Raw genomic sequence first — 23,593 nt, 5'->3', positions numbered from 1 at the left:
TTTGACGAAGAAATTGGTTCCGCGGCGAGGCTCGCTCGCACGTGGCGGACGCGCAGGGAGGCGTGAGTGAAGCGCTCGCGGCGACGCAGGCCGGCCTATCTCCTGGCGACGGCCTCCGCGGCTCTGGCCGTGCTCGCGATCGGGCGGCTGCAGCCGCCGGCGCTCGACGATCTGCGCAATTTCGTCTTCGATTCGTTTCAGCGCCTCGCGCCGCGGCCTTATGATCCCGGCCTTCCGGTGCGGGTGGTGGCCATCGACGAGGAGAGCCTCTCCGCCTTCGGCCAATGGCCCTGGCCGCGCACGCGGCTCGCCGAGCTCGTCGACAAGCTCGCGGCGGCTGGCGCGGCGGCCATCGCTTTCGATATCGTCTTCGCCGAAGCGGATCAGACGAGCCTCGATCATTTCGTGCGGCAATTGCCCGACGGCCCCGCCAAGACGGAGATCGCCGCCGCCGTGGCCCGCGCCATTCCCAATGATCGGCTGTTCGCGCAATCCATCGCGGCGGCGCCGGTCGCGCTCGGCCTCACGCTCTCGGGCGCCGGAGCGAGGCGCGCGCCGCCGCAAAAGGCGGGCGTCGCCATCGCAGGCGACGATCCGGCGGCTTTCCTCGCCGATTTTCCCGCCGTCGTCGCGCCGCTCGACGAGCTGGCGGAGGCGGCGCGCGGCCTCGGCGCGACCAATTGGGCGCCCGATCGCGACGGCGTCGTGCGCCGCATTCCGCTGCTCGCCTCCGGCCCCGGCGGCGTCACGCCCTCTCTGGCGCTGGAGGCGCTGCGCGTCGCGCAGGGCGCCTCGACGATCATCATTCGCTCCTCCAACGCCAGCGGCGAGACGGCCTTCGGACGGCAGACCGGCGTCAATGCGGTCAAGGTGGGCGCATTCGAGATCGCCGTCGGCGCCGGGGCCGATATTCGTCCGCGCTATGGCGCCGAAGCGGCGGAGCGGGCGCTCTCGGCGGCGGCGGCGCTGCAGGGGCGCGCGCCGCGCGAGGAGATAGAGGGGCGCATCCTCTTCATCGGCACCACGGCGGTCGGTCTCGGCGATATTCGCGCGACGCCGCTGCAGCCGGCGATTCCCGGCGTCGAGATTCATGCGCAAATTCTCGAATCGCTGCTGTCCGGCGCGTTGCTGTCGCGGCCCGATTGGGCGAGCGGCCTCGAGCTCGTCGTCGCCGGCGCCGCTTTCGTCATCGTCGCCGCGCTGCTGGCGCTGGTCGCGCCCTTGTATTCGGCGCTCGCCGCGATCGGCTTGATCGTCGCTCTATTCGCCGCGTCGTTTCTCACTTTCGATCGCTCCGGTCTGCTGGTCGACGCCGCTTTCCCCAGCCTCTCGATCACGCTCGCCTACGGCGTCGGCGCGGTGGCGCTGTGGCGTCAAGATCAAGCGGCGCGACGCCATGTGCATATGGCCTTCGGCAAATTCATCGCGCCCGCCGTCGTCGAGGGCCTCGTCGAACATCCCGAGCGGCTGGTGCTCGGCGGCGAGACGCGCGAGCTCACCGTGCTGTTCTCCGATCTGCGCGATTTCTCCTCTATCTCCGAGGGGCTGAGCGCGCAGGAGCTCACACATTTCATGAACGCCTATCTGACGCCCATGACCGACGCCATTCTCGATCGCGAGGGCACGGTCGACAAATATATCGGCGACGCCATCGTCGCCTTTTGGAATGCGCCGCTCGATATCGCCGACCATCCGCGCAAGGCCGTCCGCGCCGCGCTCGCCATGCGCGCCGCGCTCGTGCGCTTCAACGCCGAGCGCGCGGCCGTCGCGGCGCGCGAGGACCGCGCCTACCGCCGCGCCGCGATGGGCATAGGCCTCAATCTCGGGCCTTGCAGCGTGGGAAATATGGGATCGACGCGGCGTTTCGACTATTCGATCCTCGGCGATGTGGTCAATCTCACATCGCGTCTCGAAGGACTGTGTAAATGGTTTTGCGTGGATATTCTCGTTTCCGGCGATCTGCGTGACGCCGCCGCGGAATTCGCCTGGCTCGATCTCGGCGCGGCGCTCGTTGTCGGGCGCTCGACGCCGACGCGCATTTTCGCGCTCGCCGGAGACGAGAGCTTCGCGGCGAGCGAGGCCTTCGCCGTCTGGCGTGACGAACATGTGACGATGATGCGTTATCATGCCGAAGGGGATTTCACCCGCGCCCGCGCCGCGGCGGCGACGCTGAAAGCGACGGTCGAGCCGCGTTGGAGTGGTTGTTATATGGCTATGGAACAGCGATTCGCGGCTTTCGAGGCGGCTCCACCCTCCATGGCGGGAGGCGCGCCCATTTGGAAGATGGACAGCAAATGACGGGCGCGACAATGGAAAGCGCGAATGAAGCGCGCAGGCTGCGCTATTGGCGGCGGATCGAGCCGGCGCATGAGCCGGGGGCCTATCAGGCGCTGGACGCGGCCTATCGCCAACCACATCGCGCCTATCACAGCTGGGCGCATATAGACGAGCTGCTGGCGGGCCTCGAGCTTTTCGATGGGCTGGCGACGCGGCCGGATCTGATCGCGGCGGCGATCTTCTGGCACGACGCCGTCCATCTCGCGCGCGATCCGGACGGAAAGACGCGTCTCGACCGGCAGAATGTGCGCGACAGCGTCGCCACTTTCCATCGCCACACGCTGCTCGACGGAAACGAGGCGAAGGCGGTCGAGGACCTCGTCATGGCGACGGCCGATCATGTCGGCGCGCGCGCGACCATCGAGCATTATCCCGGCTTTTCCGCCGATCTCGATCTTTTCGTCGATCTCGATTTGAGCCCGCTCGCCGCGCCTTGGGAAATCTTCGCGGCCAATACGCAGAAGATTCGCTCCGAGTCGGTCGGCGTCGAAGAGGCCGAATTCGCCGCCAATCAGGCCAAGATGCTGGAAGGGCTCGCGAGAGGCGATGCGCCGGTGTTTCGTCGCGCGGAGACGCGCGCGGCATGGGACGCCTCCGCGCGCGTCAATCTCGCGCGCGGCATAGCAGGGCTGCGCGCCGCTGGGCGGTGACGCCGCCAGTCTCTGCGGCGCAAACAAAAAAGCGACCCGGAACCCGGATCGCTTCTTTGCTTCGTGTCGGATGACGGCGGCGCGTCACTTCGGCTGCGGAACGATGCGCAGATAGGGCTTGGGCGCCTTCCAGCCCTCTGGATAGATCGTCTTCGCTTCATCGTCGGAGACCGAGCCGGCGATGATGACGTCGTCGCCCTGCTTCCAATTCACCGGCGTCGCGACGCGATGCTTCGCCGTGAGCTGGATCGAATCCAGCACGCGAATGACCTCGTCGAAATTGCGGCCCGTCGTCATCGGATAGGCGATGACGAGCTTGATCTTTTTGTCCGGGCCGATGATGAACACATTGCGCACTGTCAGATTATCGGCCGGCGTGCGAGTCGAGGAATCGCCGGAGGCGGCCGCCGGCAGCATTCCATAGAGCTTGGACACGTTGAGATCGGCGTCGCCGATGACGGGATAATTCGGCGCCGCGCCTTGGGTCTCTTCTATGTCCTTGGCCCAGGCGGCGTGATTGTCGACCTTGTCGACGCTGAGCCCGATGATCTTGGTTCCGCGCTTGTCGAATTCGGCCTTCACTTTGGCGAGATAGCCGAGCTCGGTGGTGCAGACGGGGGTGAAGTCCTTGGGATGGGAGAACAGCACGACATAAGAGTCGCCGATCCAATCATGGAATTTGATGCGTCCCTCTGTCGTGTCGGCTTCGAAATCCGGCGCTGCTTCGCCAATTTGGAGCGGCATATGCGTTACTCCTCGCTCGATGCTCGAACCCTATTGCGTCGTCGCTCACGAGAGTCGCGGCGGCTCGAACCGCGTCGTGCAGAAATCATACCGAAGGCGAATTGTCCTTCAACGTGATTTTTGTCGGCAATTGTACTAGGCCGGAACTTTCTCTTTTGTGCGACACTTTCGACAGATCCTGTTTTCAGGAAAATGAAGCATAGAATGATTTGATCGAACGGCGATGAAACAGAAGAATTTCTTTCTTCCAGCCTCGGATTCGGCTTTGTCGCGACTGCGACAAAGCCTCGTCGACGACGCGGCTTCGCATGTCGTCATTCGGCGTCGGCCTGTCGCGACGGCTCGGCCGCGGCGAAGGCGGGACGGGCGAGGCAATGCGCCTCAACGGCGCAGAGCTTCGGCAGCGCTTCGAGGGGCGTCGAGAAGCGCCGCGCCGCGAAGAGTTGCGGGACGAGACAGACATCGGCGAGCGTCGGCTGCGCGCCGAAGCAGAAGGGGCCGGGCTCGATGAGCCGCTCCACCGCCTCGAGCCCGCCCTTCAGCACCCAATGATGGACCCAGCCGTCGACCCCGGAATCGTCCTGTCCGAGCCGCTCGCGCAGATAGTCGAGCACGCGGCGATTGTTGAGCGGATGAATGTCGCAGGCGATGGCGAGCGCGACGCCGCGAACCTTCGCCGCGAGCAGAGGATCGGCGGGCGTCAGCCGCGGCTGCGGCGCAAGCGCGTCGAGATAATCGATGATCGCCAATGATTGCGTGATTATGGTTCCATCGTCGAGCTCGAGCGCCGGCGCGAGGCCTTGCGGATTTTTCGCGAGATAATCGGGCCGGCGCTGCTCGCCGCGCGCGAGATGGACGGGGATGCGCTCTATGGCCAGCCCCTTCAGCTCGATCGCGATCCGCACGCGATAGGCGGCGGATGAGCGAAAATAATCATAGAGCTTCACGCGAGGCGCCTCCCGGCCGCCCGCCGGCCCTACAATCGGCGGCCGGACGCAATATGTTGAAGGCGAGCTCAAATCGCAAGGAGGCTCGCAATGTCGCCTTCTCCGCAGATCGCACAAAATCCGCAGGTCGCCGAAAATCCGCGGGTCTCCGAAAATCCGATGGGAACGGATGGTTTCGAATTCGTCGAGTTCGCGCATCCAGAGCCCGCGCAGCTCGCGGCTCTGCTCGAGCAGATGGGCTTCGTCGCTGTCGCGCGGCATCGCTCCAAGAATGTGACGCTCTTTCGGCAGGGCGATGTGAATTACGTGCTCAACGCCGAGCCCGACAGCGTCGCCGCCGCTTTCGCGCGCGCGCATGGACCTTGCGCCTGCGCAATGGGCTTTCGCGTCACGGATGCGCGCTTTGCTTTCGAGCGCGCGCTCGCCTTGGGCGCGAGCGCGGCGGAAACCCGGATCGGGCCGATGGAATTGAAGATTCCGGCGCTCGTCGGCGTCGGCGGCGCGCTCGTCTATCTCGTCGATCGCTATGGCGATCGCGGCTCCATCTGGGATGTCGATTTCCGCTGGACCGGCGCGCGCGATCCGCGCCCCGAGGGCGTCGGCCTCACCGTGATCGATCATCTCACGCATAATGTGTTTCGCGGCCATATGGACGAATGGGCGGGCTGGTACGAGCGCTTCTTCTCCTTCCGGCAGATTCGCTATTTCGACATAGAGGGAAAGCTCACCGGCCTGCATTCGCGCGCGATGACGAGCCCCTGCGGGAAGATACGAATTCCGATCAACGAGAGCGTCGACGACAAGAGTCAGATCGAGGAATATCTCGTCGCGTACAGGGGGGAGGGCATTCAGCACGTCGCCTGCGCTTGCGACGATATTTATCGCACGGTCTCGGCTCTGCGGGCGCGCGGGCTGCAATTCATGCCGGCGCCGCCGGAGTCTTATTACGCGCGCGTCGAGGAGCGGCTGCCCGGGCATGGCGAAAAGCTCGAGCGCTTGCGCGAGCTCGGAATATTGATCGATGGCGAGGGCCGCAAGCTGCTGTTGCAGATTTTTTCCAAGACGGTGATCGGGCCGATCTTCTTCGAATTCATCGAGCGCAAAGGCGACGAGGGATTCGGCGAGGGAAATTTTCGCGCGCTGTTTCAGTCGATCGAGGACGATCAGGTGAAGCGCGGCGTGCTGCGCGCGGGAGCGTGAGGGGTGAAAGCGTGTCGCTCGAGCGACGCTCGACACCCCCTCCCTCACCCTTCCCGCGCAGTGGGCTATCGGATTCATATATCGCGAGACGCTGCGGCCGTCATGGCCGGGCTTGTCCCGGCCACCCACGCCAAACAACTGAGAAACCAAAGGAAAGCGCCCGGTATCGATGGATTTCATCCCATGTCGGGCTTCGCCGGAGCTTCGGCGTCACGCCAAACTTCTTAAGACGCCTCCGCGTGTTGGCGTGGATGGCCGGGACAAGCCCGGCCAGGACGTCGCTGGGGCGAGGAGGATGTGTGCATTCGATAGCGCGCAGCGGGGGAGGGCCGGGAAGGGGGCGGCCGCCTTTCTCTCCGCTTCCTGGTCGCTCGCGCCGTCATCATCGGAGTATGAGCCATGACTCTCCGCTACATGTCCGGCTTCGGCAATGAATTCGCCAGCGAGGCGCTGCCTGGCGCTCTGCCCGTCGGCCAGAACTCGCCGCAGTATTGCCCTTACAAGCTCTATGCGGAGCAATTGTCGGGCTCGCCCTTCACCGCGCCGCGCGGCGCCAATGGGCGCAGTTGGCTCTATCGCATTCGCCCGTCCGTGCGTCACGTCGGGCGTTTCGAGCGGCTCGAGCTCCCCTTCTGGAAAAGCGCGCCGGCGCGCGACGAGCATGATCTGTCGCTCGGCCGTTATCGCTGGGGCCCGCCGCCCATGCCCGATGGGCCGCTCACCTTTCTCGCCGGCCTGCGCGTGATGACGACCGCGGGCGACGTCGATGCGCAGAGCGGCATGGCGGCCGGGCTCTATTTCGTCACGCGCTCCATGACCGACGACTATTTCTATGACGCCGACGGCGAATTGCTGCTCGTCCCACAAGAGGGCGCGCTGCGCTTCGTCACGGAATTCGGCGCAATGGAGATCGCGCCCGGCGAGATCGGCGTCATTCCGCGTGGCGTGAAGTTCAAGGCGGAGCTCGTCCAGGGTCCGGCGCGCGGCTATCTCTGCGAGAATTACGGCGCGCCCTTCACGCTGCCGAACCGCGGGCCGATCGGCGCCAATTGTCTCGCCAACGCCCGCGATTTCGAGACGCCGGTCGCCGCTTTCGAGGATGCGGAGCGGCCGTGCCGGCTCACGGTGAAATGGGGCGGCAAATTCTTCATCTGCGGGCTCGATCATTCGCCGCTCGACGTCGTCGCCTGGCACGGCAATTACGCGCCCTACAAATATGATCTCACGCGCTTCGCGCCGGTCGGCGCGCTGCTCTTCGATCATCCCGATCCGTCGATCTTCTGCGTGCTGACGGCGCCGTCCGAGCGGGAAGGGACCGCCAATATCGATTTTCTGATTTTCCCCGAGCGCTGGCTCGTCGCCGAGCACACCTTCCGGCCGCCCTGGTTCCACATGAATGTGATGAGCGAATTCATGGGGCTCATTTATGGGCGCTATGACGCCAAGCCGGAGGGCTTTCTGCCCGGCGGCGTCTCGCTGCACAATAGCATGCTGCCGCATGGGCCCGATGCGGCGAGCTTCGCGCAGGCGACGGCCGAGGCGCTGACGCCGCAAAAGCTCGAGGGGACGCTCGCCTTCATGCTGGAGACGCGGCTGCCGCAGCATCTGACGCGTTACGCGGCGACGCTCGAGACATTGCAAAAGGACTATGCCGATTGCTGGGCGGGGCTCGGCCGCCGCTTCGACGGCGCGCCCTAAAGGAGTGGATATGAAGCTCGCGTCTTTGAAGCAGGGCCGCGACGGACGGCTCGTCGTCGTCTCGCGGGATTTGACGCGCGCGACCGAGGCGGCGGATATCGCGCCGACTCTGCAGGCGGCGCTGGATGATTGGCCGCGCGCGGCGCCGCGTCTCGCCGCGCTCGCTGGGCGGCTGGAGGCGGGGCTGCTCCCGTCGTTTCGCTTTCGCGAGCATGATTGCGCCGCGCCTCTGCCGCGGGCCTTTCAATGGGCCGACGGCTCGGCCTATGTGAATCATGTCGCTCTGGTGCGGAAAGCGCGCGGCGTGGAGATGCCGGCTTCCTTCTGGAGCGATCCGCTGATCTATCAGGGCGGCTCGGACGGGTTTTTGGGCCCGCGCGATCCTATCCCCTTCCTCGACGAGAAATACGGCCTCGATCTCGAGGCGGAGGTCGCCGTCGTCACCGATGACGTTCCCGCTGGCGTCGGAGCCGAGGCGGCGCGCGCGCGCATCGCGCTCGTCATGCTGGTCAATGACGTGACCTTGCGCGGCCTCACTGCGAGCGAGCTCGCCAAGGGCTTCGGCTTTTTTCAATCCAAGCCCGCCTCGGCTTTTTCGCCGGTCGCCGTGACGCCGGACGAGCTCGGCGCCGCCTGGGACGGCGCGAGGCTCGCTCTGCCGCTGCTCTCCTTCGTCAATGACGCGCCGCTCGGCCGGCCGAACGCCGGTCTCGACATGACCTTCGATTTCGGCCGGCTGATCGCCCATGCCGCGCGCACCCGCGCGCTGGCGGCGGGCTCGATCATCGGCTCCGGCACTGTGTCGAATCGCGCGGCGGATGGTGGGCCCGGGCGGCCGATCGCCGAGGGCGGGGTGGGCTATTCCTGCCTTGCCGAGCAGCGCGTCGTGGAGAGCCTCATCGGCGGCGCGGCGCGGACGCCATTCTTGAAGCCCGGAGACCGCATTCGCATCGAAATGCGCGATGCGCAGGGCCATTCGATCTTCGGCGCGATCGAGCAGGAGGTGGTCGTGGCGTGAGCGCCGGGGCAATTTGCGGGATATCACGGGAGCGGCCGGGCCAAGGGCGGCGCTCCCCCGGGGGAGAGGGAGCGCCGCGCAGTGGCGGCCGACAAGAGGAGCGAGGCGGCATGGACCATAGAGGTCCGCTCAAACGCTCGCTCTGTAAGGCGCAGCTCGTCGGAGGGAGGTCCGATCTCCGCCTTTCAAGTCGGTCGACAGATTCCGCGAGCCTCACCGGCCCTGAACCGCATTTCCGTCGCTATGTCCCGCCTCGTATCGGGGGGAGATTTCCACGCCTCGGGGAAAGGCGTGTCGAGGATGAGACATGGGGTGACGCAACTACGGGGTCCGCCATCTGAACCGGCGAGCGCTCGCGGAAGTCCGCTCGAATCGTCGCTTCTCTCGGGAGTAGAGGGCGACGATTCGTGTTCCTTGTTCCTGTGGCCTATGCGACGCCCGCGCGAGAGAACGCAGGACGAAACGGGGAGGCTGTGCTTAGGAAACTAGCTGGGCGCATTGCGCCCTGGAGGGCCGCATCGACGTATCAGACGAAGGCGGGCGGCGCTCTCGAGCGGAGATTGTCCGGGCTCTCATCGAGGTCCCGACCGAGGCGAGAGGCGAAATCGAAACGGGTGGAAATCTCGAAACGATAAATAATATGCGTGATGACCGCCGGGAGGGCCGGCGGCGCGCTGGAGACACATGCGTCGCAGCAGACGACGAAGGGCGTCTTGGGCGCGCTATGGGCCTTTTGGAAATCCTGGCAGAAGGCGGCGCGATCCTCGAAGACGCTGACGCCCGCCCCACCATGGCCGCGATGCGACGCGAAGCCCAGCGCGCCGACGATGATTGTCAGCGTATAGAGCCCCAGCGCCAATCGCCGGAAGAAGATCGAGCGTAGTCTATTGGCCATAGTGAGCGAGACTTGCACTCATCCTAGCGAGAGTCAAGAAGCGCCGCGCGCGCCATGCGTGCGGGCTTCACCAGGCAAATCCGCGAATCTCGAAGGAGCGCGCGATCGAGAGGCCGGCGGTGAATTGATTGCGCGAGCCGATCTCATTGGGAATCGGGCTCGCGCCGACGCTGCCCGTCAGCCGCTGCAAGCCACCGTAAAAAGTGGCGTTGGTGTCTTTGCTGAAGTCGTAGCGGAAGGTGGCGAGGCCGCCGGCCGCGGTGAATCCGCCATTGGCCTCATAAGGCTCGATGCGCCCATTGACCAGAGCCTCGAAAGGCGAGACCGAGAAATAGGCGTTGGCGTATCGATTGTCGCCGAGGCTGAGGCGCGGTCCGAAGGACAAAGTCGCGCGGCCGTCGCCGCCATAGAGATCCGCGCCGAGCGAGGCGACGAAGCCTTTGTGCCCGTCTATGCCCTGCCGCAGCTCCGCGCGCGTGCGGAAATGCTCGCTCTGATATTCGGCGAAGCCGCCGATCTCATGGGTGAGCTCGACGGTGTGCAGGCCATAGAGCCCGTCGCGCTGGCCGCGCTTGAACACGAAATTGGCCACCGGGCCGGCGCGAAAGCCGTTGGAGTCGATGATCGCGAAGCCGAATCCGTCGTCCGGCGCCGAGAACAGCTCGGCCTCGCCGATGCGCCGGAAGCTGATCGACGGGAAGGGGTAGGGACGCAGCGTGCCCGAGCCCGGAAAGCTCGGGGAGAGCGCGCCGATGGCGCGAACCGTCACGATCCATCCCTCTTCCGCCGCGGCGAATGTCGGGACGGGCGGCGGCGCGTCTTGCGCGCGCGCCGGCGTATTCTCCGCGCGCACTGGCGCGCCTTCCGCGCGCGCGAAAGAGTTCACGCACACAAAAGACTCTGCGGCGGCAAGGCCGGCGCAGGCGAGAAGGCCGATCATCGCGGCGCGGGCGAGAGGCATAGGCGGACCCTCGTTGCAGCGTAACCAATTCGTCATCATTATCAGCCCGCGGACATGGCTGCCAAGTCCGTGGAGACGCGGCCATTTTTTCGCCGCTATGCGTCCACTCCCGGAAATGGGCGTCCCGGAAATGGGCGCGATCGGAGCGAAGCGATGGAGAAGGATAGGCTCGCGGCTTTCAGCGACGGGGTCGTTGCGATCATCGTCACCATAATGGTGCTCGAGCTGAAAGCGCCGCACAGCGCCGACTGGTCGGCGCTCGCGCCCCTCGCGCCGACTTTCGCCAGCTATGTGCTGAGCTTCGCCTATGTCGCCATCTATTGGAACAATCACCATCATCTGCTCTACGCCGTCTCGCGGGTGGACGGGCTGGTGCTCTGGGCGAACATGCATCTCTTGTTCTGGCTGTCGCTCATTCCCTTCGCCACCGCCTGGATGGCCGACAATGATTTCGCCAGCGCGCCGACCATTCTCTATGGCGTCGCGCTGCTCATGCCGGCGATCGCCTATTATCTGCTGACGGCGGCGATTTTGCGGGCGGACGGCCCGGCTTCGACGCTCGCCGGCGCGGTCGGCCGCGATGCGAAGGGCAGGGCCTCGATCGTCATGTATCTCTGCGCCATAGCGGCCGGCTATTTCGTCTCGCCGCTGCTGGCGCTCGGACTCTATGTGGCGGTCGCGATCATGTGGCTCGCGCCGGATCCGCGCATAGAGCGCGTCGTCGCGGGCTCGGACGATCAGCGATAGATCCAGGCGTTGCGGGCGAGCACGCCCTCGCCGCCCATGAATCGGACGGCGATGTCGCGCAGCGTCGCCATCGGCCCGGCGTAATGGCAATTGGCGCCCTGGCGCCGCGAGGCGCGCTGAATGCGAATCGCGCGCTCGGTCCGTCCCGCCTGATAGGCCTCGAGCGTCGCTTCGACCTCTGCGCGCCCATCCGCGAAGGCGCGGCCGAGCGCGGCAGCGTCCTCGATGGCCTGGGCCGCGCCCTGGGCGAGAAAGGGGACCATGGGATGCGCCGCGTCGCCGAGCAGCGCCACGCGGCCGCGGCCCCAGCGCGCGAGCTCCGGCCGGGCATAGAGCGGCCAGCGCCGCCATTCGCCGCCGGCCTCGAGGAGAGCGCGCAAATCGCGGCTCCAGCGTTTGAAACCCATGGCGCGGACGAGTTCCGCCCCCGTGCGCGTCTCGGCGAGCGGGCCGCGATCGGCGCTGTCCTCGACAATGGCGACGGCGCTGACGATGGTCGCGTCGCGCAGCGGATAATGGACGATATGGCCGCCCGGTCCGAGCCAGATGTGGGTCTCCCGCTCGCGCAGGGCGGCGGGCGCGGCGTCGATCGGGATCAGCATCCGCCAGGCGGTGAGCCCCACGGGGCCGGGCGCATCCGCCGCCACCAGGCCGAGCGCATCGCGAATCGTCGAGCGCAGCCCGTCGGCGCCGATCAGCGCCTCGGCGTCCAGAGTCTCCTCGCCCACAGTCAGCCGCACGCCGCCCGCGTCCTGCGCGAAGCCGTCGCAGCGCGCGGCGGTGCGCGCCTCGACGCCGAGGCGCAGCGCCTCGTCGAGCAGGGCCTTCTGCAGATCGGCGCGGTGGAAGACGCGGAAAGGCGCGCCCCAGCGGTCGCGCGCCGCAGCGAGCGGCAGGCGCGCCAGAATGGCGCCGTCGGCGGCGCGCCTGATGTTCAGGGCGCGGGGCTCGAGAGCGACAGCGTCCAGCGCCGGGCGCATGCCGAAATCCTGCAGGATGCGGCCGGCGTTGGGCGAAATCTGCAGGCCGGCGCCCACTTCCTCGATTTGCTCGGCCCGCTCCAGGACGAGCGTCCGCCGGCCGGCGCGGGCCAGAGCGATGGCCGCGGCGAGCCCGCCTATGCCGGCGCCGACGACGACGAAGGGGTCGCCCATTCGCGCGGCGTCAGGCGGTCGGGTCGAGGACGGTCTCGGAATGATAGACGCATTCGGCCGGATCGGCCGCGCCATGCCCGAGGGCGGCGTCGAAGACATAAAGCGTCGAGCAATAGGGGCAGACGGCCTCGTCGGCCGCGCCCATGTCGATGAAGACATGCGGATGGTCGAAGGGCGGCAGCGCGCCGATGCACATGAATTCCTTGGAGCCGACCTTGATCTTGGCGACGCCCGGCTGATTGTGGAAATGCGGAGTGGAGTCGTGCGACATGGCGGGAGGTCCCTCGGCGGTCATTCGGCTGGGCGAAGCTATATTGGAGCCGCGCGGTTTTGGGTAGGGGGAGGAAGGTCGCGGGGAGGGCGGCGCGGCAAAAACGGGGGAGTGGGTCGGTTTTGGTCGGTTTTGCGTTTTCTGCGATTCGCCAGAAGCGGCCATTCGCCGTCCGCGCATCGACTTGAGCCAAATATTATTGTGGAACTTTCTTTGCCTCCTCTGCCGCCAAATCAAATCTTGACGTAAGCCATCTGGGCGCAGAGCCTATGTCTCGCTTAACAAGGTTTATGGCCTTCCTAAAGTCTGCCACTGCCTCTTTGGGATAGCCGTTCATAAGCTTTGACATGCCCATTATGGTAACGCATGACCTGCCCCCGAAGTTTCATCCAGCGGCGAGTTGAGTCCCGGCGGTTGATACGCCCGCGGGCGTGGGGTGAGCAACAGGCGATCGGCGGAGCTGGTCCGGGTTGCGCAGCCGATCGCCTGTTGCGGTGAGCGCGGCCGCATAGTCCGCGGGTGTCGCATAGCCGAGGGAAGAGTGCGGGCGCCGGTGGTTATAATCGTGAATCCAAGAGCGGATCTTCTCTCTCGCGTGGTCGAGGCCGAAGAACAGCGTCTCGTTGAGCAGCTCGTCCCGCATGCGGCCGTTGAAGCTCTCACAGAAGCCGTTCTGCATCGGCTGCCCGGCATGATGAAATGCCACTCCACCTTGTTCTCCTCCGACCAGGACAGGACGGCGTTCGAGGTGAACTCCGTCCCATTGTCGGAAACGATCATGCCGGGCTTGCCGCGCCTTTCGATCAGCGCGGACAGCTCGCGCGCCACCCGCTTGCCGGAGATCGACGTGTCCGGGATCGCCGCCAGGCATTCACGCGTTACGTCGTCGACGATGTTCAGGATGCGGAATCGTCGGCCGCTGGCGAGCTGGTCGTGCACGAAGTCGAGAGACCATCGGGCATTCGGCTTCGCCTCGACGAGAATCGGCGCCCGTGTTCCCATGGCGCGGCGGCGCGCGCGGCGCTTCCTTACCGTCAGCCCTTCCTCGCGGTAGAGCCGATAGATGCGGTTCTTGCCCGAGCGCTGCTGCCGGAGCAAGATGAACAGCCGCCGATAGCCGAAGCGCCGCCGCGCATTGGCGAGATCGCGCAGCTCGGCTCGAAGCTCGGCGTCGGCCGGGCGTGTCGACGTGTAGCGCGCCGTCTTGCGATCGATCGCGACGATCCGGCAGGCCCGACGTTCCGACAGGCCCATGACGGCCTGAAGGTGCGCGACGGCTTCGCGCTCGAGGCGGGCCCTACCATTTTTTTGCCAGGAGCTCGCGAAGCGCCGCCGCATCGAGCATCTGATCGGCCAAGAGTTTCTTCAGACGGGCATTTTCCTCCTCCAGCGCCTTCAGCCGCTTGGCCTCGGAAACGTCCATCCCGCCGAATTTGGCCTTCCAATTGTAGAGCGTCGTCTCCGAAACCGCGTATTTGCGCGCGAGGTCCGCCGCCTTCGCGCCGGCTTCCTGCTCCCGCAAAATCCCGATGATCTGCTCTTCCGTGAACCGTTTCTTCTTCATCGTGTCCGTCCTGCAATCGGTCGGACTCTAATCGATGCTGGTGGGATTTTTCAGGGGCACGTCACGCACTTCCAACAATTGCCGATATTGGTTCCATCACCGTTCAAAATGCTCATCATCAGCGTCGCCGGCTTTAGCGCCATGACATCGGGGTCGGCAAGAGCCAGCCACATAATGATGTCGACAGCCGCATACTTAGGCGTCTTCGGGTCCGACGCAACACGCTCGCAAGCTTTACGGTAGGCGGCGGAAAAGCCCTGCTGTTCGTCGCCCGTTGCGATATGAACGAGCGACGTGCCTGCGTTCATTCTGCATAAAATATAGTTGGCGTTTTCGGCCGTGACTTCGGGTGGCTTACGGTTGTCGCGTCTCCACAGGCTCATCTGAAAACATGCAACGCCGTTGCTCTCGGTATCTTCGGCGCTCCATCTCATGAATCCCCAGCACTCCGATTCTTCGGCCCCGATCCACATCATGGTCGTTGGTTTCGTATAGTTGCCGAACCCCCCGATGACTCCCCAAGGCACGCCATGTGCGGTAGCGTTAGTGGCCATGGCCTCGTTGCATTCGGGGAATTGAGCGCCCTCCCGAAAGGCGCAAGAGTGGATGCCGAGGCGACCGCCCCAGTAGACGATTCTTTGTTTGCCCGAAACGAACAGCGCCATCGCGCATGCGGAGGCGCAAGACTGGCCTGGCTTGACGACCGTGCGGATGCCGCCACGAACATCCATGTTTGTAGCTATTCTTAAAGCCTCGACGACTAGCCCGCCGGGACTGTCTAACTCCAACGTGTTGAATGTTCGCAGCGCCTCGAATCGAGCCGCGTCGCCTTCTTCAATCGGTCCCGACGCATGCACAGTTGAGTCGTCACGCCAAGAGAACGTCATCGCGTGCGCCGAGACCGCTTCCCACAGCAGGAAGCTAGCCATTATCGCAATTCGTCTAAACATTTTCAGTTGTCTCTATGCGACGTGGTGGTTCATTTTACCGATGGGTGCGTCTCAGCTCAACGCCTCAGATCGCCCCTGGACGCCAGTCCGCCACATCCGATTGTCCAAGCCACTTCGAAATAAAATTTGATGCAAGCCCGTCAGTGTGCGCCAAAGCGCACTCCATCTCAACGTGGCCCCGCAGTTCACCTCAGATACCGTCGATATCGCCAGAAGACTTCCTGAATGTCTGCTTCAAGTCACGAACGGAAAGTCAAACCGACGCGCTACCCGAAAGCGACAATCCTCGCTCTCATGCCGAGGAACTGCCGAAGGCTGCGTCTCGAAGCGCGAAGGCGGAAGCTCTAAAAAGCGGCGCATGACGCTTTCTTCGTCCTTCGAGACGGGTCCTTTAGGGCCCATCAGGACCAGGAAAGCGTCACCCGATCGCGCTGACGTCGCGGGGGCGCGACTCGCCTCACCCCCGCACGCGCACATAATCTCCCGGCGCGTCGCAGAGCGGCTTCAGCGCGCCGTCGCCGGGGATGCGCGCCGGCACGCGCCGCGGAGCTTGCGCGGTGAGCCAGGCGAGCCAGTCGCCCCACCAGGAGCCCTTGGTCTCATGGGCGGTCTTGGCCCAGTCTTCATAAAGGCCGATAGGCGGGCCCCCGGTCCAAAATTGATATTTGTTCTTCGCCGGCGGATTGACGACGCCTGCTATGTGGCCCGCGCCGGCGAGCACATAGCGCACCTCGCCGCCGAAATATTTCGCCCCTGTGAAGACGGAACGCGCCGGCGCGATGTGGTCTTCCTTGGCGGCGAGCTCATAGATCGGGATCTTTACCTTGCGCAGATTGAGCGTGACGCCGTCTATGACCATGCGGCCCTGCGACAGCGCATTCTCTATGTAGCAATAGCGCAGATAGAACAGATGATTGGCGCGCGGGATGCGCGTGCAGTCGGAGTTCCAGGTGAGCAGATCGAAGGCCGCGGGCTCGACGCCCTTCATGTAGTTGTTGACGAAATAGGTCCAGAACAATTCGTTCGGACGCAGCATATTGAAGGTCGTCGCCATTTTGACGCCTTCGAGATAGCCGGTGCGGGACATGGCTTCGTCGAGCGCGGCGAGGCGCGCCTCGTCGATGAACACCTGCATGTCGCCGGCGTCGGTGAAATCCACCTGCGTCGCCAGAAAGGTCACGCTGTCGATGCGGTCGTCGCCCTTCTCGGCCATATAGGCGAGCGTCGCGGCGAGCATGGTGCCGCCGACGCAATAGCCGGCCGCCGCCACATGCGGCGCGCCCGTCGCTTTCTGCACCGCATCGAGCGCGGCGAGCACGCCCTCTTTCATATAGGCGTCGAAGCCCTTCTCCGCCTGGCTCTCGTCCGGATTGACCCAGGAGATGACGAAGACGGTGAGGCCCTGCGCCGTCGCCCAGCGCACGAAGCTCTTCTCGCGATTGAGATCGAGCACATAGAATTTATTGATCCACGGCGGCACGATCAGCAGCGGGCGCTCATAGACCGTCGGCGTCGAGGGCGCATATTGGATGAGCTCCATCACCTGCGTGCGATAGACGACCTTGCCGGGCGTTGTCGCCATGTCGACGCCGAGCTCGAACTTGCTCTCGTCGCTCTGGCGCAGCTTCAACATGCCATGGCCGGCGGAGAGATCCTCGGTCAGCATCTTCATGCCGCGCACGAGATTTTCGCCGCGCGCGTCCAGCGTGGCGCGGAGCAGCTCGGGATTGGTGGCGACGAAATTGGAGGGCGACAGCGCGCTGGCGATCAGCCGCGTGTAGAAGCCGGCCTTGGCCTTCACCTGCGGGTCGAGCCCTTCGGTGCTCTCCACCGTCTCGCCGGCCCAGCGCGTCGTCAGCGCATAGGATTGGCGCAGCCAGTCGAAGAAGGGATTGTCGTTCCACTCCGGCGCGGCGAAGCGCTTGTCATTGGGGTCCGGCGGGACGATCGGCGGCGTGTCCTCGCCGGAGAAGCGGCGCAGCGTCTGGCTCCATATGTCGGTGAGGCCGGAGACGAGCGTCGCCTGGGCGGCGTAGGCCTGCTCGGGATTAACCATCCAGCGCTCGGCGACGACGCCGAGCGTCTTGGCCGCATCGGCGACATTGCTGGCCAGCTCGCTGCGCGTGTCGCCCGGCTCCATGCCGCCGATCGCGGCGGCCAGCGCCTTGCGGCCCTGATCCACCAGCCGCGCCAGATTTTCGGCGAACACCTCGAAGTCATGGCCGCTGGGCGCGGCCGGCGATCGGACCGGCGACCGCGTCCGCGGGGCGGGCTCCGGCGGCTCGGGAACGGCCTCCGCATGGAGCAGCAGCCGCTCGACCAGCAGCCGGCGCTGCTCCTCGGTCAATTCCCCCGCGGCGCTGGTCAGCAGCGCGGCCGCGGCGTCGAGCGCGTCGCGACGGCGCGTCTCGCCGGGGCGTGGAGCCGGCGCCGCTTTCTCCTGAACGGGCTTTTGCGGTTTCTTTTTCTTCGCGGCTTTCGCAGCGCGCGATTCGACGACGGGGCTCTCGGCCTTTTTCCCCGCGGCATTGCTTGCGGCATTGCTTGCGCCATGTCCCTTGGGCGCGAGCTTCAGGCTCCGCTCGACGTCGGCAGCCGCGCGCCCCTTCGTCGCCTCGGGCGGCGCAGTCTGGGGCTCGGCCGCCGCGCGAAGCGGGGGCCGCCGTTTGGCTCCGGCAGGCGAACGGCGTTGTGCGGTCATGAGCTGTCCTGTCCTCGGCGGCTCCCCGGCCGCCGGCCTCGTCTCTTCCTTAGAGCATATCCCGCGAAGGTTCGGAAACCGTCTCCCCCGGAGAAAAGCGCTTCCTCCAATACTTAAGCGCGGCGATGCGTCGCGGAAGGGCAGGAGCCTCCTTGTCTTGGCGCCCTTATCAAAGTCCGGGCCCCCTTATCAAAGCCTCATTGTCGCTCTATGACGAAAAGCAGCTATCCGGAGAAGCCGATGATCTCGCGTTTCGTGATCTGCCTGACCTTTCTCGCCGCCGCCGCCACTGGCGGCGCGCGCGCGCAGGAGAGCGGGTCGGAGACGGTCGGAGCGTCGATCGGCAAATTCTTCGAGGGGCTGGACATGCGCCGTCCGCCGTCGCCGCCGGCCGATTTCGTCGCCCATTCGCGGACGGGCGCCACGAGCTACACGCCCTTCGCCGCGCCGACGCCGGCGGCCGACGTCAAGAAGGACGCCAAGAAGAGCGCCGCCCGCGCCGCTGCGCTCGAGAAAGAGCTGGCCGCCGCCGCGGCCGCCAATCGCGCCCGCGGCGGCCGCGTCAAAATTCCCGACGCGCCGAAAGAACGGCGCGCCGAAACGAAACGGCCCTAGCTCTTTCGAAAGGGTTTCGCGTCACAATCGTCCGCCGCGCCTGAAAAAAGGGGCCGGCGGAGCTTTCAACGGATATCGGCGATGTCGGACTTCTATCGCATCAAGCGTCTTCCCCCTTATGTGTTCGAGCAGGTCAATCGGCTCAAGGCCAAGGCGCGCGCCGGCGGCGCCGACATCATCGATCTCGGCATGGGCAATCCCGATCTGCCCGCGCCGCGCCATGTGATCGAGAAGCTCGTCGAGACGGCCGGCCGTCCGCGCACCGATCGCTATTCGGCCTCCAAGGGCATCGCCGGGCTGCGCCGCGCCCAGGCCGGCTATTACGAGCGCCGCTTCGGCGTGAAGCTCGATCCCGAGACGCAGGTGGTGGCGACGCTCGGCTCCAAGGAGGGCTTCGCCAATATGGCGCAGGCGATCACCGCGCCCGGCGATGTGATCCTCGCGCCCAATCCCTCCTACCCCATTCACGCTTTCGGCTTTCTGATGGCTGGCGGCGTCATCCGCTCCGTGCCCGCCGATCCGACGCCGCAGCTCTTCCATGCGCTGGAAAAGGCCGTCGCGCATTCGATTCCGAAGCCCATCGCCATCGTCGTCTGCTATCCGGCCAATCCGACGGCGACGGTCGCCTCGCTCGATTTCTACAAGGATCTCGTCGCCTTCGCGAAACGGCACGACATCTTCGTGCTCTCCGACATCGCCTATGCCGAGGTCTATTTCGACGATAATCCGCCGCCCTCCATCCTGCAGGTCAATGGCGCGATCGATATCGCGGTCGAGTTCTCCTCGCTGTCGAAGACCTTCTCCATGGCCGGCTGGCGCATCGGCTTCGCCGTCGGCAATGAGCGGCTCTGCGCGGCGCTGGCGCGGGTGAAGAGCTATCTCGACTATGGCGCCTTCACGCCGATCCAGGTGGCGGCGACTGCGGCGCTGAACGGCCCGGACGATTGCATCAAGGAGATGCGCGCCATCTATAAGAAGCGCCGCGACGTGATGGTGGAGAGCTTCGCTCAGGCGGGCTGGACGATTCCAGCGCCTTCCGCCTCCATGTTCGTCTGGGCGCCGATTCCGGAGCGCTTTTCCGGCATGACCAGCCTCGAATTTTCCAAGCTCCTCATCGAGAAGGCGGATGTGGCGGTCGCGCCGGGCGTCGGCTTCGGCGAGCATGGCGAGGGGCATTTGCGTCTCGCGCTCGTCGAGAATGAGCAGCGCATCCGCCAGGCGGCGCGCAATCTGCGCCGCTTCTTCGAGGGCGCGGAGACGACGCTGCACAATGTCGTGCCGCTGCAGGCGCGCGGCTGACGCGCACGATCGTCGTAGCGAGGGGAGGGCGCCATGCGTTTCATTCTGGTCGTGATCGCCGCTGTCCTCGCTGCGAGCGCGGGGTTCGCGCAGGACATGCAGATCGAGCGCGGCCGCGCCATCGCCAAAGCCAATTGCAGCCGCTGTCATGCGACCGGCGCGCATGGAAAGAGTCCCAATCCGGCTTCGCCGCCATTCCGCGCGCTGGCGAAAAAATATCCGCTCGAGAATCTCGAGGAGGCGCTGGCCGAAGGCATCGTCGTCGGCCATGGCGGGCTCGACATGCCGCGCTTCGAGTTCTCGCCCGGCCAGATCGAGGCTCTGCTCGATTATATTGCGTCGATCCAGCACAAGTGACGCTGGATCGCGCCTGGAGTCTTTCCGTGTTTCATTGAAACACGGAAAGACTCCAGGCTTTCGTCTCGACGCGCTTCCACGCCGAACCGGTGTCCACTTCGGCTGGAAACGCTCTCGGCTCGATTATTCGGCGTCGAATTATTCGGGAATGTCTTGCCCGAACAGGACACGATGGCCTTCGACCGTCGTGACGACCATCTCGCGCATACCATAGGGACGATCGGCAGGCGCTGTGCAGATCGCGCCGCGCGCGCAGATCTCGGAATAGAAAGCGTCGATGTCGCTCACGCTCATGTAGCCGAACAAATTATGGGAGCCGAGCGCCGAGGGCGGCATGTCGTCTGGACAATGTCCCAACATCACGCGAACGCCGTCGCGCTGGACCAATCTCCAATCGGCGGAATCCGACCAGAGCATTTGGAAGCCGAGCACATCGCGGAAATAGACCGCGCTCGCGTCGAGGTCGCGCACGGCCAGCACGAACGCCCATGAAGAGATTTTTGGAGCCATGAATTCACCAAAAGGATTTGTGGTTTTCTCCATCGATTGCTTCCGCCTCTGCGCGGATCAAGGCGATGCAGGCGGGGCCAGATTACGCCGACCGACGCCGTCTTGCATGATTTCTTAATCCGTGATGCGTAATTTCGTCGCATGATGGATCGAGCGCATGGGGCGGGCATGCGGTCGAAGGCATGACGCCGTTCCTTCATTCCGGCGCGATCCGGCCTGTTCCTGGCCGCGGAGAATTCCGCGGGCCGACACCCTCTCTCATCCGACATTTCCGCCGCCAGGACGCAACGTCTCCGAGCGGCTCTCATTCGGAGGCACTGCAAATGCGCCTTTCCATCGCACGCGCCGCGAGTCTGCTCGCCGCCGTCGCATTCATCGCTTTCCTGGCGACTGCCGGGGCCGGACGCTATATTCTCGACGAGCTGCGCATCGGCGGACACGTCTATCAGAAGATCGCCGCCGGCAAGGATTTCGTCGCGGACGCGCTGCCGCCTCCGCTCTCCCTCTTGGAAGCCTATCTCGACGTCGAGCTCGCCGCTTCCTACAGGATCGACGCGCGCGAGGCGAAAACGCGCCTCGCTTCATTGCGCAAGCAATATGAGGAGCGTCGCGCCTTCTGGTCCAAGTCGACGCTGCTGCCCGCCGAGCTGACGACGCTCGTCAAAGGGCCGGCGGCAGAGGCGGCCGACGCTTTTTGGCGTGAGATCGATGCGTTTCTTCCGGCGCTCGAGCGCGGCGACGGCGCCGGCGTGACCGCCTCCATGGGTCGTCTCGATGCGAGCTTCGTCGCGCATCGCGCAGTCGAGACGCGCCAAATCGATTTGGCGAATGCTTTTGCGTTATCGGCGGAGAAGGACGCCACTCTGCTCGGCGATCGCTCCGACGTCGCGAGCCTCGCGGCCACGATCGCTATTTTGTGCCTTCTCGCCGGCGCAGGCCTGATCGCGCATCGTCATGTCGTGAGGCCGATCGTCACGCTCGCCAATTACACGTCTAAGCTCGCGCGCGGCCAGACATTGGACAAGCCGCCGATCCTGAACTGCAGCGACGAGATCGGCGAGATGCGGGAGGCGGTCGCCATATTCCGCGACAAGCTCGAGGAGGTCCGCCTCGCCGAGACGCGCGCCGCCGAGCAGAACGCCGCCGCCGCCGCCAAGCTGGAGGAGAAAGCCGCCGGCGCCAAATGGTATATAGAGAATCGTGACTTCTTCTTCTCGCAATATACCGCCGCCATGGAGCGTCTGGCCGAAGGCGACCTCGAGGTCCGTCTCGAGAAGGAGTTCATCAAGGATTACGAGAAGCTGCGCGCGCGCTTCAACGCCGCCGTCGAACGCATGCAGCAGACGCTGCGCGGCATCGTCGCGACCAGCGGCGCGATCGGCTCCAGCACGCGCGAGATCGCCCGCGCGTCCGAGGATCTCTCGCAGCGCAATGAGCAGCAGGCGGCGACTTTGGCCGAGACCGCCGCGGCTGTCGACCAGATCACCGGCACGGTGCGCAAGGCGGCCGAGAGCGCCGTCGAAGCGCGCGAGATCGTCGGCGACGCCAAGACCGACGCCGTCAAGGGCGAGAAGATCGTCGGCGAGGCGATCGAGGCGATGAGCGGCATAGAGAAATCCTCCGAGCAGATCGGCCAGATCATCGGCGTCATCGACGAGATCGCGTTCCAGACCAATCTTCTGGCGCTCAACGCCGGGGTCGAGGCGGCGCGCGCCGGCGAGGCCGGCCGCGGCTTCGCCGTGGTGGCGACCGAGGTGCGCTCGCTCGCCCAGCGCTCGGCCGAGGCGGCCAAGGAGATCAAGGATCTGATCGCCGTCTCCAACGCACGCGTGCAGGACGGCGTCGGGCTGGTCGCCGAGACCGGCGCCTCGCTCCACCGCATCGTCGAGCAGGTCAATCGTATCGACACCGTCGTCACCGGCATAGCGGCGAGCGCCGCGGCGCAATCGACGAGCCTGCGCGAGGTCAACACCGCCGTGCAGGAGATCGATCAGGTCACGCAGAAGAATGCGGCCATGTCGGAGGAGACGAATGCGGCGAGCCGCTCGCTCGCCGAGGACAGCGCCGAGCTGGTTCAGCTCGTCTCGCGCTTCAAGATCGGCGAGATCGAGACGCGCGCGCCCCCCGCGGCGCGGCCGATGCTGAAGCGGACCGCGCCGTCGCGCTCCGGCTCCGCTGTGCGCAAGGCCGAGCCCGCGCAGGACGAGGATTGGGCGGAGTTCTGAGGGGGTCTCATGCCCCCTTCCGCAACCTCCTCCGCTACGCGGGGGAGGTTGCGGGAGGGGGGGCTTCCCGATTTGCCGGCTCAGCGTCCGAAGCCGCCGCCGACCCCGCCGAAGCCTCCGCCGCCATAGCCTCCGCCGAAACCGCCGCTGCGGTCCCGTCCGGTGAAGCCTGCCCCGGGAGAGGGCTCCGGCCCGCCGACGCTCGGCGTCTGCGCCTTGGCCAGCTCCTCCTGGAAGACGCGGCAGCTCTTCTTCTTGTCGTAGCGGGCGAAGAAGGGGCTCGGAAAGGCCAGGAATTCGGCGCGGGTGACGCGGCCTTTTCCGGCCATGTCGAAATAATCGAAGCTCGCGGCCTGAAACACCGGGCTCACGCCCGGGATGATCGCGAAATCCTGCGCGTCGATGAAGCCGCGCTTGCGCTTGTCGGCGAGGCGGAACATGCGCTCGAGATATTGCTTCCATTGCTCGCAGGTGTAGACGCCGCCGGCGCCGCCCCATTCGCTCGATGTGGCGAGCACGGCGTCCGGGCCGCCGCCGCCGGCCGGTCCGCGGGGGGCGTCCCCCGGAACGCCGCGCGGGCGATGCTGCTGCGCGAGCGCCGCGCTCGAAATCAACGCCAATAGACCCGCCGCCAGACGGACCGCCGCACGTCCCATGGGGGATGACCTCCTGAACGCCTCTCGGCCGTCGTTCGACTGGCGCGAGAGAGCCGACAGCTCTACAGTATCATGAAATCGCCTCGCCCCGTCT

General features: G+C 65.5%; 20 protein-coding genes and 1 pseudogene. 10 read left to right on the top strand and 11 right to left on the bottom strand.

The window, feature by feature from the left end:
• Positions 1–66 precede the first annotated feature (66 nt).
• On the top strand, positions 67–2,298 hold the full coding sequence (locus tag AC6IY7_RS03115; protein ID WP_497781559.1) for a CHASE2 domain-containing protein: 2,232 nt from the start codon (positions 67–69) through the stop codon (positions 2,296–2,298).
• Positions 2,295–2,987, top strand: a complete 693-nt coding sequence (locus tag AC6IY7_RS03110; protein WP_497781558.1) for an HD domain-containing protein — start codon at positions 2,295–2,297, stop codon at positions 2,985–2,987. Before AC6IY7_RS03115 ends, AC6IY7_RS03110 begins: the two co-directional genes overlap by 4 nt.
• Before the next feature lie 84 nt (positions 2,988–3,071).
• On the opposite strand, the gene AC6IY7_RS03105 is transcribed toward AC6IY7_RS03110, so the two are convergent.
• Positions 3,072–3,731 (bottom strand): peroxiredoxin, encoded by a 660-nt coding sequence (locus AC6IY7_RS03105; protein WP_497781557.1) that lies wholly within the window; start codon positions 3,729–3,731, stop codon positions 3,072–3,074.
• A 314-nt stretch (positions 3,732–4,045) separates the two neighbouring features.
• Entirely contained in the window at positions 4,046–4,678 is a 633-nt protein-coding gene (gene maiA / locus AC6IY7_RS03100; protein WP_497781556.1) for a maleylacetoacetate isomerase, read from the bottom strand.
• A 90-nt stretch (positions 4,679–4,768) separates the two neighbouring features.
• Between maiA and hppD the strand changes: the two genes are divergently transcribed.
• The 3 genes from hppD (at position 4,769) to AC6IY7_RS03085 (ending at position 8,594) form a co-directional block, all read left to right on the top strand.
• Positions 4,769–5,878 carry a 4-hydroxyphenylpyruvate dioxygenase gene (hppD, locus tag AC6IY7_RS03095; protein WP_497781555.1) on the top strand — a complete coding sequence of 370 codons (1,110 nt, stop codon included), beginning with the start codon at positions 4,769–4,771 and terminating at the stop codon, positions 5,876–5,878.
• Positions 5,879–6,277: 399 nt separating this feature from the next.
• Positions 6,278–7,576, top strand: a complete 1,299-nt coding sequence (gene hmgA, locus AC6IY7_RS03090; RefSeq protein ID WP_497781553.1) for a homogentisate 1,2-dioxygenase — start codon at positions 6,278–6,280, stop codon at positions 7,574–7,576.
• Positions 7,577–7,586: 10 nt separating this feature from the next.
• Entirely contained in the window at positions 7,587–8,594 is a 1,008-nt protein-coding gene (locus AC6IY7_RS03085) for a fumarylacetoacetate hydrolase family protein (RefSeq protein WP_497781552.1), read from the top strand.
• A 526-nt stretch (positions 8,595–9,120) separates the two neighbouring features.
• On the opposite strand, the gene AC6IY7_RS03080 is transcribed toward AC6IY7_RS03085, so the two are convergent.
• On the bottom strand, positions 9,121–9,507 hold the full coding sequence (locus tag AC6IY7_RS03080; RefSeq protein ID WP_497781551.1) for a hypothetical protein: 387 nt from the start codon (positions 9,505–9,507) through the stop codon (positions 9,121–9,123).
• Positions 9,508–9,556: 49 nt separating this feature from the next.
• Entirely contained in the window at positions 9,557–10,450 is an 894-nt protein-coding gene (locus AC6IY7_RS03075; protein WP_497781550.1) for a MipA/OmpV family protein, read from the bottom strand.
• Positions 10,451–10,603: 153 nt separating this feature from the next.
• On the opposite strand from AC6IY7_RS03075, the gene AC6IY7_RS03070 reads away from it, so the two are divergent.
• Positions 10,604–11,197, top strand: coding sequence for a TMEM175 family protein (locus AC6IY7_RS03070; RefSeq protein WP_497781549.1), 594 nt, complete (start codon positions 10,604–10,606; stop codon positions 11,195–11,197).
• Here the strand turns inward: AC6IY7_RS03070 and AC6IY7_RS03065 are convergent.
• The 5 genes and pseudogenes from AC6IY7_RS03065 to AC6IY7_RS03045 form a co-directional block, all read right to left on the bottom strand.
• Positions 11,188–12,351: an FAD-dependent monooxygenase gene (locus tag AC6IY7_RS03065; RefSeq protein ID WP_497781548.1), complete on the bottom strand. Its 1,164-nt coding sequence runs from the start codon at positions 12,349–12,351 to the stop codon at positions 11,188–11,190. The genes AC6IY7_RS03070 and AC6IY7_RS03065 overlap by 10 nt on opposite strands.
• Before the next feature lie 10 nt (positions 12,352–12,361).
• Positions 12,362–12,622: a zinc-finger domain-containing protein gene (locus AC6IY7_RS03060; RefSeq protein WP_497781547.1), complete on the bottom strand. Its 261-nt coding sequence runs from the start codon at positions 12,620–12,622 to the stop codon at positions 12,362–12,364.
• A 385-nt stretch (positions 12,623–13,007) separates the two neighbouring features.
• A pseudogene (locus tag AC6IY7_RS03055) lies at positions 13,008–14,186 on the bottom strand (IS3 family transposase).
• A gap of 50 nt (positions 14,187–14,236) precedes the next feature.
• Positions 14,237–15,115, bottom strand: coding sequence for a hypothetical protein (locus tag AC6IY7_RS03050; protein WP_497781546.1), 879 nt, complete (start codon positions 15,113–15,115; stop codon positions 14,237–14,239).
• 478 nt (positions 15,116–15,593) lie between these two features.
• Positions 15,594–17,837, bottom strand: coding sequence for a PHA/PHB synthase family protein (locus AC6IY7_RS03045; RefSeq protein ID WP_497781545.1), 2,244 nt, complete (start codon positions 17,835–17,837; stop codon positions 15,594–15,596).
• Between the two features lie 240 nt (positions 17,838–18,077).
• On the opposite strand from AC6IY7_RS03045, the gene AC6IY7_RS03040 reads away from it, so the two are divergent.
• The 3 genes from AC6IY7_RS03040 (at position 18,078) to AC6IY7_RS03030 (ending at position 20,108) form a co-directional block, all read left to right on the top strand.
• Complete coding sequence (locus tag AC6IY7_RS03040) at positions 18,078–18,452, top strand: hypothetical protein (RefSeq protein WP_497781544.1); 375 nt, start codon at positions 18,078–18,080, stop codon at positions 18,450–18,452.
• Positions 18,453–18,533: 81 nt separating this feature from the next.
• Positions 18,534–19,751, top strand: a complete 1,218-nt coding sequence (locus AC6IY7_RS03035; protein ID WP_497781543.1) for an LL-diaminopimelate aminotransferase — start codon at positions 18,534–18,536, stop codon at positions 19,749–19,751.
• Positions 19,752–19,784: 33 nt separating this feature from the next.
• The gene (locus tag AC6IY7_RS03030; RefSeq protein WP_497781542.1) at positions 19,785–20,108 is read left to right on the top strand and encodes a c-type cytochrome; all 324 of its coding nucleotides are present in this window, start codon (positions 19,785–19,787) and stop codon (positions 20,106–20,108) included.
• Between the two features lie 138 nt (positions 20,109–20,246).
• On the opposite strand, the gene AC6IY7_RS03025 is transcribed toward AC6IY7_RS03030, so the two are convergent.
• On the bottom strand, positions 20,247–20,651 hold the full coding sequence (locus AC6IY7_RS03025) for a VOC family protein (protein WP_497781541.1): 405 nt from the start codon (positions 20,649–20,651) through the stop codon (positions 20,247–20,249).
• Positions 20,652–20,941: 290 nt separating this feature from the next.
• Between AC6IY7_RS03025 and AC6IY7_RS03020 the strand changes: the two genes are divergently transcribed.
• Positions 20,942–22,843: a methyl-accepting chemotaxis protein gene (locus AC6IY7_RS03020; protein WP_497781539.1), complete on the top strand. Its 1,902-nt coding sequence runs from the start codon at positions 20,942–20,944 to the stop codon at positions 22,841–22,843.
• Between the two features lie 80 nt (positions 22,844–22,923).
• Here the strand turns inward: AC6IY7_RS03020 and AC6IY7_RS03015 are convergent, their stop codons facing one another.
• Positions 22,924–23,499, bottom strand: a complete 576-nt coding sequence (locus AC6IY7_RS03015; protein ID WP_497781538.1) for an EF-hand domain-containing protein — start codon at positions 23,497–23,499, stop codon at positions 22,924–22,926.
• Positions 23,500–23,593 lie beyond the last annotated feature (94 nt).

This window comes from Methylosinus sp. is20ea (assembly GCF_059718135.1).
The sequence above is the reverse complement of the archived record's forward strand: the minus strand, read 5'-3'. Positions and strand labels throughout refer to the sequence as shown.